Genomic DNA, 12496 nt, shown 5'->3' with positions numbered 1-12496 from the left:
AGCGTAAGCTAAAGGCCTTTTCAGTATTCTGACGCAATTGTTACCTGCGGTGTAGCGGTTCGATCAGCGGGGCAACTTGAGGTTGTTCCAGATCGCCAGGCTCGGGTCGGCCTGGTTCAAGGTGTAGAAGTGCAACCCTGGAGCGCCGCCTTGCAGCAGTTGCTCGCACATGCGGGTGATGACGTCTTCACCGAAGGCCTGGATGCTCTTCACATCGTCGCCGTAGGCTTCCAGCTGCTTGCGGATCCAGCGTGGGATCTCGGCGCCGCAAGCGTCGGAGAAGCGCGCCAGCTTGCTGTAGTTGGTGATCGGCATGATCCCCGGTACTACCGGAATATCCACACCCAGCTGCTGCACGCGCTCGACGAAATAGAAGTAGCTGTCGGCGTTGAAGAAGTACTGGGTGATGGCGCTGTCGGCGCCGGCGTTGGCCTTGCGCACGAAGTTCTTCAGGTCGTCCTCGAAGTTGCGCGCCTGGGGATGCATCTCCGGGTAGGCGGCGATTTCGATATGGAAGTGATCGCCGCTTTCCTGGCGGATGAACTCCACCAGTTCGTTGGCGTAGCGCAGCTCACCGCTGGCCATGCCCATGCCCGACGGCAGGTCGCCGCGCAAGGCGACGATGCGCTGGATGCCGGCTGCCTTGTACTGGGTCAGCAGCGAGCGCAGGTCGTCCTTGCTGTCGCCGACGCACGACAGGTGCGGGGCGGCGGGGACTTTCACTTCGCTTTCCAGCTGCAGCACGGTGTTCAGCGTGCGGTCGCGGGTCGAGCCACCGGCACCGTAGGTGCAGGAGAAGAAATCCGGGTTGTAGCTGGCCAGCTGGCGGGCAGTGGCGAGCAGTTTTTCATGTCCAGCATCGGTCTTGGTCGGGAAGAACTCGAAGCTGTAACGACGTTCCTGAGACATAGAAGGTTCTCTTCAGCGGCAAGCTACAAGCCGCAAGCGACAAGCAGAAGCGGCGCGAACCGCTTGCAGCTTGCAGCTTGCAGCTACCAACTTTCAGTAACGGTAGGCGTGTGGCTTGAATGGCCCTTCAACAGTCACGCCGATGTATTCGGCCTGTTGCGGGGTCAGTTGGGTCACTACACCACCGAAGCCGCGGACCATTTCCAGGGCCACTTCTTCGTCGAGTTTCTTCGGCAGGACTTCAACGGTCAGGCGCTCGGCTTTCTGAGCGGCTGGCAGGTCGGCGTACTTCTGTTCGAACAGGAAGATCTGTGCCAGGACCTGGTTGGCGAACGAGCCGTCCATGATCCGGCTTGGGTGACCGGTAGCGTTGCCCAGGTTCACCAGGCGGCCTTCGGCCAGCAGGATCAGGTAGTCGTCGTTCTGTGGGTCGAAGTCGCCGTGGCCGGTACGGTGGATCTTGTGTACCTGTGGTTTGACTTCTTCCCAGGCCCAGTTCTTGCGCATGAAAGCGGTGTCGATTTCATTGTCGAAGTGGCCGATGTTGCAGACCACGGCGCGCTTTTTCAGGGCCTTGAGCATGTTGGCATCGCAAACGTTGACGTTACCGGTGGTGGTCACGATCAGGTCGATCTTGCCCAGCAGGGCCTTGTCGATGCTCGCTTCGGTGCCGTTGTTGATACCGTCGATGAACGGCGAGACCAGCTCGAAGCCGTCCATGCAGGCCTGCATGGCGCAGATCGGGTCAACTTCGGAAACCTTGACGATCATGCCTTCCTGACGCAGCGACTGGGCCGAGCCCTTGCCCACGTCACCGTAACCGATGACCAGCGCCTGCTTGCCCGACAGCAGGTGGTCGGTGCCGCGCTTGATGGCATCGTTGAGGCTGTGACGGCAGCCGTACTTGTTGTCGTTCTTGCTCTTGGTGACCGAGTCGTTGACGTTGATCGCCGGGACTTTCAGCTCGCCCTTGGCCAGCATGTCGAGCAGGCGGTGCACACCGGTGGTGGTCTCTTCGGTGACGCCGTGGACGCGCTCCAGTACCGCCGGGTATTTCTTGTGCAGCAGCTCGGTGAGGTCGCCGCCATCGTCGAGGATCATGTTGGCGTCCCATGGCTGGCCATCCTTGAGGATGGTCTGCTCCAGGCACCACTCGTACTCTTGCTCGGTCTCGCCTTTCCAGGCGAACACAGGGATGCCGGCAGCGGCAATGGAGGCAGCGGCCTGGTCCTGGGTCGAGAAGATGTTGCAGGACGACCAGCGCACTTCGGCACCCAGGGCGACCAGGGTTTCGATCAGCACGGCGGTCTGAATGGTCATGTGGATGCAGCCGAGGATTTTCGCACCCTTGAGCGGTTGCTCTTCAAGGTACTTGCGGCGCAGGCCCATCAGCGCTGGCATTTCCGATTCGGCAATGATGGTCTCGCGACGGCCCCAGGCAGCCAGGGAGATGTCGGCGACTTTGTAATCGGTAAAACCAGCAGGCGTGTTTACAGCGCTCATTGAGAGCCTCCATTCGTAGTGTGCGAATGGGCGCCGTTGTGCGTTTAGTGTCCGCAGGCAGGCCTGGCGGGACAACGCCCCATCCGAGCCTGACAGGTTGAACCTGCTGCAGCGCCCCTCGGACAGGTGGCGGGAACGGTGGCCAATGCAGCCACCGTCGAATAATGCCGGGCGATTATAGCCGGGCTTTTCGAGCTTCCCAAGCGCTAAAGACAAATCTGCGGCTCAGCCGGTCGGCGCCGTGACCAGCAGGTCCAGGTGCAGGCTCAGGTATGCCAGCGGCTCGCAGCCCTGGGTCAGCAGCATTACCTGCCAGGTCAGCTTGAATTCGCCCGGATGGTCGCTGTGCAGATGCCAGTGGTAGTCGTCGACCTCGTGGCACGACGGTTGCAATGGTGCGGATGCCTCCGGACGTGCCAGGCGCAGATTGTGCTGTTCGATCAGCTCGATTGTCAGCGGCGGCGTGCTGGCAGGGCTGTGGCTGAACAGTATTTCTTCGCCGAGCAGTGCTACCGGCACCATGCGCAGCAGTAGCGGGGTCCCGGCTTCGAGGGTCAGTCGGGGGGAGTCGACAAGCAGAGAGCCGTCCGGCTCCGCTCGGGTGTGCAAGATGCACAGGTGGCGAGGGTTGAGCGCGACGGGCGTACCCGGGTTGCCGGGCAAAGGGTCGAGCGAGGCAAGCAGGCCCTGGGCATCGACGATCAGTACAACGTGTTCAGGTTTCTCCGTAGCCATGATGAGCTCCTTCCATGAGCACCAATTGGGGCGGGTTGCGGTGTGCGCCGCTGGCTGGCCGGCGGCGCTTGCCCTGGATCAGTTGGTGATGGTGATGAACGGATCCCATTCGAAGTAGCCGCAGCACTTGCAATCACGGTCGACGATCATGAACTTGAAGTGGTAGGTGACCTTGCCTTGCGCAAGCAAGTCGCCACGCCAGTAGTAGTTGTCGTTGATCTGGCAGGTCGGCACGGTTTTGTTGTTGGCATTGGGCACGGCCGATTGCACTTTGGCCTTCAGTGCCCGAGGGTCTTCCAGCAGTTGGTGATTGGGGTCGTCGCAAACGAACCCATAGAGGATCACCGACTGCTCGAAGCCAAAGGAAATGCTCTGTTCACGCCAGCGCACGACATCACCTACGCGACCCTTGAGGTGCAACTCGCCGCCGGCCTGGCCAGAGATGACGTTGTCCTGGTAGGTGACCATGTAGATGTGTTCTGGCGGGATGAACGTGGGCTTGTTCGGGTCTTTGCTCGGATTGGGGAATTTCTTGAGGATGGTTTCGGTGTCGAAGTTGATGCTGACGTCGATAACTCTGGACATGAGTGGATTCCTTTTCACTGTACGAGTAGGTCAATGGTGAGCCTCGGATGCTCTCCACTGGCACTGCCCGGAGCTTCGCTTCCTGCGATGCCGGTGCTGCCGCGCCGTATGCCAAGTTCCGGTGGTCCGACTACCTGGAGTGATCTGCGGATCACATGCTCAGGCTAGCCGCATCGATTGGGCTGTCAAAGCGTGCCGAGCGGAATTTTGCTGGCTACTGACCAATGGTCGTAATGGTCGAATCCCCCGGAATGGGACTACCATGTAACGCAAGAGCCCAAGGGCTGAGATTGCCCTTCGGTGCTTGTTTTTCAGAGGCCAAGGTCAGGAGTAACGATGAATTTCCACACCCGCAAATGGGTAAAACCCGAAGACCTCAACCCCAACGGCACCCTGTTCGGCGGCAGCCTGCTGCGCTGGATCGACGAAGAGGCGGCGATCTATGCGATCGTCCAGCTGGGCAACCAGCGCGTGGTGACCAAGTACATCTCGGAGATCAACTTCGTCAGCGCTTCGCGCCAGGGCGACATCATCGAACTGGGCATCACCGCCACCGAATTCGGCCGCACCTCGATCACCCTCAAGTGCGAAGTGCGCAACAAGATCACCCGCAAGAGCATCCTCACCGTCGACCGCATGGTCTTCGTCAACCTCGGTGAAGACGGCTTGCCGGCGCCGCACGGGCGCACTGAGATCAAGTACATCAAGGATCAGTTCGATACCGCGGTGGAGTGATAGGCGCCGCCGGCAAGCCGGCTCCCATATATCCCTGTGGGAGCAGGCTTGCCAGCGATAGCGGTCTCAAGGCTGCTCGGTAACCCCGCGCACCACCCGGCCGATCGTCAGGCCCTGCAGCAGGATCGACGACAGCACCACGATGTAGGTGATGCTCAGCAGCAGATCACGCTCGGTGCCCGATGGCAGCGACAGCGCCAGGGCCACCGACACACCGCCACGCAGGCCACCCCAGGTCAGCACCCGCACGGTACCGCGCGGAACGGTGCGCCAACGGCGCAGCATCAGGATGGCCGGTGCCACGGTCAGCAGGCGCGACAGCAGGATCGCCACCGCCAGCACGCCGGCCGCCGCCAGGTGCATCCACGAGAATGGCAGCAGCAACAGCTCCAGGCCGATCAGGGCGAACAGCAGGGCGTTGAGCATGTCGTCGATCAGTTCCCAGAAACCGTCCAGGTAGCGGCGGGTCATGTCGTTCATTGCCAGGTTGCGGCCCAGGTTGCCGATGATCAGGCCGGCCACGACCATGGCGATCGGCGCCGAAACGTGCAGCTCATAGGCCATGGCCGAACCGCCGATCACCAGTGCCAGGGTCAGCATGACCTCGACCTGGTACTGCTCGATGCTTTTGATCATGCGGTAGGTGATGTAGCCCACCAGGCCGCCGAACAGAATGCCGCCAATGGCTTCGCGGGCGAACAGGATCGCGGTGTCGGCCACCGTCGGTGTTTCGCCAAGCTGGGCGATGCCCAGCAATACGGTGAACACCACGACTGCAGTGCCGTCGTTGAACAGCGACTCGCCAACGATGGTGGTCTTCAGTGGCTTGGAGGCATTGGCGGTACGCAGTGCGCCGAGAACCGCGATCGGGTCGGTCGGCGATATCAAGGCACCGAACAGCAGGCAGTAGAGCAGGCTCACATGCCAGCCGAACAGGGCGAAAATCCAGTGGGCGAGAAAGCCGATGACCACGGTGGCAATCAGCACGCCGACGGTCGCCAGCAGCCCGATCGGCCAGCGGTAGCTGCGCAGGTCGGCAAGGTTTACGTGCAAGGCGCCAGCGAACAGCAGGAGCGACAGCATCCAGTGCATCAGCAGATCGTTGAAGTCGATCTGGTTCATCAAACCCTGCACGCGCTCTTCCAGGCCGGGGTAGCCGATCACGCTCAAGCCTTGCAGCAGCAGCGAGAACAGCAAGGCGGTGACCATCACGCCGATGGTTGGGGGCAGGCCGATGAAACGGTAATTTACATAGGTGAGGAGGGTGGTCAAACAGATAAACGCAGCAACGAGCTCAAGCATCCTAGGTCCTGTAGTGGCTTCCAAGTCGACACCCGATAGCCTCGGGCATTTCTTTGATGACCTGCCGAGGGCTTCGGGACACACTTTTGACTGGTTTCGTTGACCGCGTTCTTTCGATTTCGTTTCCAGCCGCCTGTGCTGAAGTGGTTATATAGCGCTTGGCCATTGATGACCTCACCTGCCTTGCCAAGGACCATTGCGTGTTAGCCACCTCATTGGTATTGGTCGCGGCGCTGCTGCACGCGACCTGGAACACCCTGATCAAATTCAGCGGCGAACGCCTGCTGGTGATTGCCAGCATGGACGTGGTGGCGCTGGTATTTGCCCTCGCCATGGTCGCGTTCGTCCAGGTGCCGCCGGCCGAGGTCTGGCCGTGGATGCTGGCCTCGGCAGTGTTTGAACTCTTCTACCGGTTCCTGCTGATACAGGCCTATCGGGTCGGTGACCTGGGGCTGGTCTATCCGTTGATGCGCGGCCTGTCGCCGCTGGTGGTGCTGGCGCTGACCCTGACCTTTGCCGGCGAAGCCCTGAGCAGCCAGCAGATCATCGGCATCCTGCTCATTCCCTGTGGCATGGCCTGCCTGCTCTGGCAGGGCGGCGGCGGTGACCGGCTGCCCTGGTCGATGCTGCCGGTGGTGGCCTTGATCGGCCTGTGTATCGGTTGCTACACCTGGCTCGACGGCCAGGCGATCCGCCTGTGGTCGCAGCCGCTGGACTATCTTGTATGGCTGACGCTGATCAGTGCCTGGCCGTTTCCGCTGCTGGCAGGGGTGGCCCGGCGCGCGCCGTTCATGCTGTTCTGGCGGCTGCAGTGGCGCTTGGGCCTGGCGGTGGGTTTTTGCGTGTTGTTCAGCTATGCCCTGGTGCTCTGGGCCATGCAACTGGGGTCGGTGGCCGAGGCGGCGGCGCTGCGCGAGGTCAGCGTGATTCTGGTGGTGCTGTTCGGCATGCGCTACCTCAAAGAACCTTTTGGCGGGCCGAGGCTCTTAGCCTGTGCCCTGGTGCTGATCGGCATGCTGATCATGAAGCTCTGATAATTCTACTGACAAGGACTTGGCCATGACCGTTGCCTTCTGGTGTGTACTGATTGCGTTGTTTTTGCCCATTGTCTGTACCAGCATCGCCAAGGTTGCCAGCGGGCGCTTCAACCTGCGCCAGAACCACGACCCGCGGGCTTTCCTCGACAAACTCGAAGGCTTGCCGCGCAGGGCCCACGCGGCGCAATTGAACAGCTTCGAAGCTTTCCCGGCGTTCGCTGCGGCAGTGATCATCGCCGACATCGTCGGCAACGCCGAGCAGGTGACCCAGGACGTGCTGGCGGTGCTGTACATCACCAGCCGCCTGCTCTACATCATCTGCTACCTGGCCGACTGGGCCGCCCTGCGTTCGCTGGTGTGGTTCGTCGGCCTGGGCCTGATCGCGTCGTTCTTCTTCGTCTCGATCTGAGCCGCGTCACGGCACCTGGGGCACGGCCGGCAAGGCTGCGCCCTTGGGCCACAGCAGCCAGATCTGGCCTTGCTGCTTCATGTCGCCGGCCAGTTTGCCGGCTTCAGTGCCAGTGCCCCAGAACAGGTCGGCGCGCACTTCGCCGGTGATCGCCCCGCCGGTATCCTGGGCGGCCACCGGACGCACCACCGGCGCGCCATCAGGGCGCGTGGTCGAGAGCCACAGCAGGCTGCCCAGCGGAATCACCTTGCGGTCGATGGCCACGCTGTAGCCGGCGGTCAATGGCACATTGAGCGAGCCGCGCGGGCCTTCGTTGCTGTCCGGGCGGGTGCTGAAGAACACGTAGCTGGGGTTGCTCGCCAGCAGTTCCGGAACCCGCGCCGGATTGCTCTGGGCCCAGGCATGGATGCTGCCCATGGTCACTTCTTCTTTCTTCAATTGCCCTTGTTCCACCAGCCAGCGGCCGATCGGGCGATAGGGGTGGCCATTCTGGTCGGCATAGCCGATGCGCAGTTGGCGGCCGTCTTCCAGCTGGATGCGGCCAGAACCCTGGATCTGCAGGAACTGCAGGTCCATCGGGTCGGTCAGCCAGGCCAGTACCGGTGCCTTGGCGCCCTGGGCATTGATGGTTTCTGCGGTGTCGTAGGGTTTGAGTACCCGGCCTTCGAGGCGGCCACGCAGACGCTTGCCCTTGAGTTCGGGATAGACGCTGTCCAGCGCCACCACGATCATGTCGACCGGTACGCCATAGACCGGCACAGTGGCGCTGTCGGTCTGGGTCAGGCTACCGGGGTAGACCGGCTCGTAGTAACCCGTGATCAAGCCGTTGGCGTTGTTCTCGGCCGAACGCATGCTGTAGACGTCCAGCTGCGCCTGAAGAAAGCTGCGTACTTCAGCCGGGCTGGCAGCAATGGCTGCCGCTGCGCTGCAGGTGTTGGCCCAGATCGCATCACGCTTGAGCCGCTCGCAGGCACTGCGCCAGGACTCGAAACCGGCGACCAGGTCGCTGTCGCTGACCCGTGGCAGGTCTTCCCAGGTGGCGCCGACGTAGGTAGCCAGCGGGTGTGGCTTGGGTTTTTCCGGCGCGCTGCCGTTGCAGCCGGCCAGCAGGGCCAGCACCGACAGGGTCCAGCCGAGGTGGCGCAAAGGAAGTTTCATCAACGGGGTTCCTCGACGGTTGGCGTGGCTTGCAGCCGTTTTCGCAAACCGTAGTTTTAATAAGGGTATTGGTCTTTGCCGGTGAGGCGAGGATACTGGCCGCCTTTTTCCGTGAGCCGAAGTGATCAAGATGCTCAAGCGACTTTCTGTTGTACTGCTGGCGTGTTTGACCCTGAGTGCCTGTGGCGGGGTCGATCCCAACTCGCCACTGGGCCAGCGCAAGACGATCTTCAAGCAAATGCTCAAGACCAGTGAAGACCTCGGCGGCATGCTGCGTGGGCGCCTGGCCTTCGATGGGCAGAAGTTCGCCGATGGCGCGGTCAAGCTCGACAACCTGTCCCGCGAGCCCTGGAAGCACTTTCCACAGGTTCGCGAAGAGGATGATACCAGCGCCCGCGCCGATGTCTGGGAGAAGCAGGCACGCTTCCAGGACCTGGCTCGGCAGATGGAAGCCAGTACCGCCGAACTGGTCGCGGTGACCCGCACCCAGCCGCTCAAGGCGGCTGACCTGGCTGCGCCGATGGACAAGGTCGAGGCGGCATGCAAAGCCTGTCATACCGAGTTTCGAAATCACTGAGTGGCTGTGGGAGCGGATAAATCCGCTCCGACAATAACGCTGTCAGTTACTTCTCCAGCTCTTTCAGAGCGTCTTGCAGCTCCTGCTTGGACTCTGCCAGCTTGTCCTTGCGCTTGTTGATCTTCTCGGCGTCACCTTTTTTCATGGCCTTGTCCAGGTCCTTGGTGCGCTGGTTCACTTCGTGACGGGCATCGAGGACTTTCTGTTCGCGCTCTTTGCGCAGGCTGGCATCGGTGCAATGCTCGGTCACTTCGCTGAGGGCTTTTTCCAGGCCGGCTTGCTGATTGCTGTTGCCATGGGCGCGAGCCTGTTCGATCTGTTCGCTGATGGCTTGCTTCTTGGCTGCGCAACCGGTCAGGCCTGGCTGTTGTTCGGCAGCCAGCAGGGGCGTGGCCAGGAGTGAACAGACGGTGAACAGGGCAAGCGGGGAAAGCAGTTTCATTAGGGGCTCCGTTGTCGCGGGCTTGGCAGAATCCATGATGCTGCCCTGATCCGGCGAAATTAGAAACCCTCGATTGTGTGTCTGCGCAATTGTTCGGCCACTATCTGCACCTGCGGTGAGCGGAAAAATGCCAGCAATTGCGCGCTGCGGCCTGGGCCAACACCCGGCTCGGCCAGCCATTGCCCGGCATCGCGCTGGCGCAGGTCTGCCCAGGTGGTGTCCGCTGCCAACGGCGTCGCGGCTGGAACGCCGAGGGCACTGAGCCAGCGAACAAAGGGTTGCTGGCGGGCCTGGTCGAAGGCTTGCAGTAACTGCTGGCGGCTGCGTTCGCCAAGCCCTGGCACCGATTGCAAGTCTTCATCCTGCAGGTCGAGCCAGTCGCCCAGGCCTTGCACATGGCCACTGTCGATGAGTTTTTCCCAGGTGCCTGGGCCCAAACGGGGCATGTTCAGGCCTTGCTTGGAGCTGAGCCAATTGAGGCGGGCGACGAATTGGCTACGGCAGCCATCGTCGGGTTGCCAGCAACTTAGCGAGTGGTAGTGGGCAGGGTCAGGGGTTGCGATGTCCATGCGTTGAACACTGCGGTGCACCACCTCATCCAGGCGTGGAATGGTCAGCCCGGCGAGGCTGATGGCCACCTGGTCGCCGGGGCGGATGTCCAGCTGCTGCCAGCGTTGGAAGGAGCCGAGGCTGACCTGGCGGATCTGCCGGTCATCCAGTTGCACCGGCTCGATCTTCAGCACCGGGGTGATACGCCCGGTACGGCCGATGTTGAAGTGTACGCCCCGGACTTGCGCCAGCGCCTGGGCAAAGGGGTATTTCCACGCGGTTGCCCAGTACGGGTCGCGCGCTTGCCAACGACTGCCGTGTGGGCGCTGGCCCTGGCGCAGCACCACGCCGTCGCTGGCGAAGGGCAGCGGGCTGCGGTACCAGTGTTCGCGCCAGCGGGCAGCCTCGGCGAAGCTGCTCAAGGGCTCGCTGTAACGCTCGCTATGCTCAAAACCCAACGCGCTCAAGCCTTTGAGTCGTTCGCGCTGATCGGCCGGCCCCAGTGGCCAGGCCCAGACAAACAAGCCGACCACCGCGCCCTGTTCGGCACTGATACGTTTGCGCGCCAGCAGGCCGGCGACATTGCCGCGGGCGTTGAGGCTGCCGGCATTGGCCTGTACGTGGCCGTCCAGGCGCCAGAACAGTTCGCCCTGGAGCACCAGGTCGAGGGGCTCGGGCAACTGCTGGTTGAGTGTGCCCAGGGCCGGGATGTGCCGGCTCCAGTCGTGGCCATGGACGCCGTCGCCGCGGCTGATCAGTTGCACCAGCTTGCCGTCGCGATAAACCAGGGTAGCGGCCACGCCATCGACCTTGGGTTGAATCCACAGCTCTTGCTTGCCGTGCATCCAGGCTTTGACCGCCGCATCGTCGGCCAGCTTGCCAAGGCCGGTATGGGCAATCGGGTGGCGCAAGGGGCCGACAGCGGTTTTCAACGGGCTGTCCTGCGGCCTGGCTGGCGTCGGGAAGCAGCTTTGCAGATGGCCCAGGCGTGTGCGGCTCTGGTCATAGAGTTCGTCAGCGACCAGCGAGACACCCTGACGGTGATAGTGATCGTCCCAGTCGGCAAGCGTCTGCTGGAGCTGGCGGATTTCAGCCCGGGCCTGAACAGGCGGCCAGTCGGGGCAAGTCTGCGCGTGTGCCGGAAGCAGCCAGAAGAAGAGCAGAAGGGACAGCAGAGACGTGTGCAGCATGGCGAGCATCCTTGCTCGGCGGGGTGGAATACCAAGCCTAGGAAAGATTGAGCACCTTGAAGGTGTTCAACATGTCAGGTCATGTGTCTAGGCCAATGAAAAAGCCCCGACCAGTCACCCGGCCGGGGCTTCGCTTGCAGCTTGCAACTTGCAACTTGTAGCTTCAGCCCTTACAGACCGGCAGCAGCGCGCAGGGCGTCGACGCGGTCGGTGCGTTCCCAGGTGAAGGTGGTGAAGGTGTCGTCGCCGACAGTCTTCTGCTGCGGGATACGGCCGAAGTGACCGTAGGCAGCGGTTTCCTGGTACATCGGGTGCAGCAGGTCGAGCATGGTGGTGATCGCGTACGGACGCAGGTCGAAGCACTCGCGCACCAGCTGGACGATCTTGTCGTCGGAGATCTTGCCGGTGCCGAAGGTGTTCAGCGAGATCGACGTCGGCTGAGCGACACCAATGGCGTAGGAAACCTGGATCTCGCAACGCTCGGCGAGGCCGGCGGCGACGATATTCTTGGCCACGTAGCGCCCGGCGTAGGCGGCGGAACGGTCAACCTTGGACGGGTCCTTGCCGGAGAACGCGCCACCGCCGTGACGGGCCATGCCGCCGTAGCTGTCGACGATGATCTTGCGACCGGTCAGGCCGCAGTCGCCTACCGGGCCACCGATGATGAACTGGCCGGTCGGGTTGATGTGGAACTGGGTGTCCTTGTGCAGCAGTTCGGCCGGCAGGGTGTGCTTGACGATCAGCTCCATCACCGCTTCCTGCAGGTCTTTTTGCGACACTTCAGGGTTGTGCTGGGTCGACAGCACCACGGCGTCGATACCCACTACCTTGCCGCCTTCGTAACGGCAGGTAACCTGCGATTTGGCGTCCGGGCGCAGCCACGGCAGCAGGCCGGACTTGCGCGCTTCGGCCTGGCGCTCGACCAGACGGTGCGAGAAGCAGATCGGTGCTGGCATCAGCACGTCGGTTTCGTTGCTGGCGTAGCCGAACATCAGGCCCTGGTCGCCGGCGCCCTGGTCTTCAGGCTTGCTGCGGTCAACGCCCTGGGCGATGTCTACCGATTGCTTGCCGATGATGTTCATGACCGCGCAGGTCGCGCCATCGAAGCCGACGTCGGAGCTGTTGTAGCCAATATCGACGATGACTTTGCGAACGATGTCTTCCAGATCGACCCAGGCCGAGGTGGTGACTTCGCCAGCGATGATCGCGACGCCGGTTTTTACCAGGGTTTCGCACGCCACGCGGGCGAATTTGTCCTGGGTGATGATGGCGTCCAGCACCGCATCCGAAATCTGGTCGGCGATTTTGTCCGGATGCCCTTCAGACACGGACTCGGAGGTGAAAAGGGAGTATTCGCTCATCTCG

General features: G+C 62.2%; 13 protein-coding genes and 1 riboswitch. Of the genes, 4 read left to right on the top strand and 9 right to left on the bottom strand.

Annotation, left to right across the window (positions count from 1 at the left end; translation table 11 throughout):
- Positions 1-63: 63 nt before the first annotated feature.
- The 4 genes from metF to JYG36_RS25210 form a co-directional block, all read right to left on the bottom strand.
- A complete protein-coding gene (gene metF / locus JYG36_RS25225) occupies positions 64-909 on the bottom strand; it encodes a methylenetetrahydrofolate reductase [NAD(P)H] (protein WP_045193827.1) in 846 nt (281 codons plus the stop codon).
- 93 nt (positions 910-1002) lie between these two features.
- Positions 1003-2412, bottom strand: a complete 1410-nt coding sequence (gene ahcY, locus JYG36_RS25220) for an adenosylhomocysteinase (RefSeq protein WP_045193826.1) — start codon at positions 2410-2412, stop codon at positions 1003-1005.
- A gap of 21 nt (positions 2413-2433) precedes the next feature.
- Positions 2434-2538: riboswitch (S-adenosyl-L-homocysteine riboswitch) on the bottom strand.
- A 99-nt stretch (positions 2539-2637) separates the two neighbouring features.
- Entirely contained in the window at positions 2638-3147 is a 510-nt protein-coding gene (locus JYG36_RS25215) for a hypothetical protein (RefSeq protein ID WP_213602652.1), read from the bottom strand.
- A 78-nt stretch (positions 3148-3225) separates the two neighbouring features.
- Entirely contained in the window at positions 3226-3732 is a 507-nt protein-coding gene (locus tag JYG36_RS25210; protein WP_123564896.1) for an inclusion body family protein, read from the bottom strand.
- 336 nt (positions 3733-4068) lie between these two features.
- Between JYG36_RS25210 and JYG36_RS25205 the strand changes: the two genes are divergently transcribed.
- Positions 4069-4467, top strand: coding sequence for an acyl-CoA thioesterase (locus JYG36_RS25205; RefSeq protein WP_010221517.1), 399 nt, complete (start codon positions 4069-4071; stop codon positions 4465-4467).
- Between the two features lie 66 nt (positions 4468-4533).
- On the opposite strand, the gene JYG36_RS25200 is transcribed toward JYG36_RS25205, so the two are convergent.
- Positions 4534-5769, bottom strand: a complete 1236-nt coding sequence (locus JYG36_RS25200; protein ID WP_213602650.1) for a cation:proton antiporter — start codon at positions 5767-5769, stop codon at positions 4534-4536.
- A gap of 200 nt (positions 5770-5969) precedes the next feature.
- On the opposite strand from JYG36_RS25200, the gene JYG36_RS25195 reads away from it, so the two are divergent.
- Together JYG36_RS25195 and JYG36_RS25190 are read left to right on the top strand one after the other, a co-directional pair.
- The gene (locus JYG36_RS25195; protein WP_045193824.1) at positions 5970-6803 is read left to right on the top strand and encodes an EamA family transporter; all 834 of its coding nucleotides are present in this window, start codon (positions 5970-5972) and stop codon (positions 6801-6803) included.
- Positions 6804-6828: 25 nt separating this feature from the next.
- Entirely contained in the window at positions 6829-7215 is a 387-nt protein-coding gene (locus JYG36_RS25190; RefSeq protein ID WP_093376890.1) for an MAPEG family protein, read from the top strand.
- 6 nt (positions 7216-7221) lie between these two features.
- Here the strand turns inward: JYG36_RS25190 and mltA are convergent, their stop codons facing one another.
- Positions 7222-8373, bottom strand: coding sequence for a murein transglycosylase A (gene mltA / locus JYG36_RS25185; protein WP_213602649.1), 1152 nt, complete (start codon positions 8371-8373; stop codon positions 7222-7224).
- A gap of 130 nt (positions 8374-8503) precedes the next feature.
- Between mltA and JYG36_RS25180 the strand changes: the two genes are divergently transcribed.
- Positions 8504-8950, top strand: a complete 447-nt coding sequence (locus JYG36_RS25180) for a c-type cytochrome (RefSeq protein ID WP_093387186.1) — start codon at positions 8504-8506, stop codon at positions 8948-8950.
- Between the two features lie 46 nt (positions 8951-8996).
- Here JYG36_RS25180 and JYG36_RS25175 read toward each other — a convergent pair whose 3' ends face one another.
- From JYG36_RS25175 to metK, 3 genes are all read right to left on the bottom strand, one after another.
- On the bottom strand, positions 8997-9392 hold the full coding sequence (locus tag JYG36_RS25175; RefSeq protein ID WP_045193820.1) for a DUF1090 domain-containing protein: 396 nt from the start codon (positions 9390-9392) through the stop codon (positions 8997-8999).
- A 59-nt stretch (positions 9393-9451) separates the two neighbouring features.
- A complete protein-coding gene (ligB, locus tag JYG36_RS25170) occupies positions 9452-11131 on the bottom strand; it encodes an NAD-dependent DNA ligase LigB (RefSeq protein WP_213602648.1) in 1680 nt (559 codons plus the stop codon).
- A 170-nt stretch (positions 11132-11301) separates the two neighbouring features.
- Complete coding sequence (gene metK / locus JYG36_RS25165) at positions 11302-12492, bottom strand: methionine adenosyltransferase (RefSeq protein ID WP_038997515.1); 1191 nt, start codon at positions 12490-12492, stop codon at positions 11302-11304.
- Positions 12493-12496: the final 4 nt, after the last annotated feature.

Origin of the sequence: Pseudomonas sp. SORT22 (assembly GCF_018417635.1) — a bacterium.
Taxonomy (GTDB): domain Bacteria; phylum Pseudomonadota; class Gammaproteobacteria; order Pseudomonadales; family Pseudomonadaceae; genus Aquipseudomonas.
This window is presented reverse-complemented; position numbering and strand designations above follow the sequence as displayed.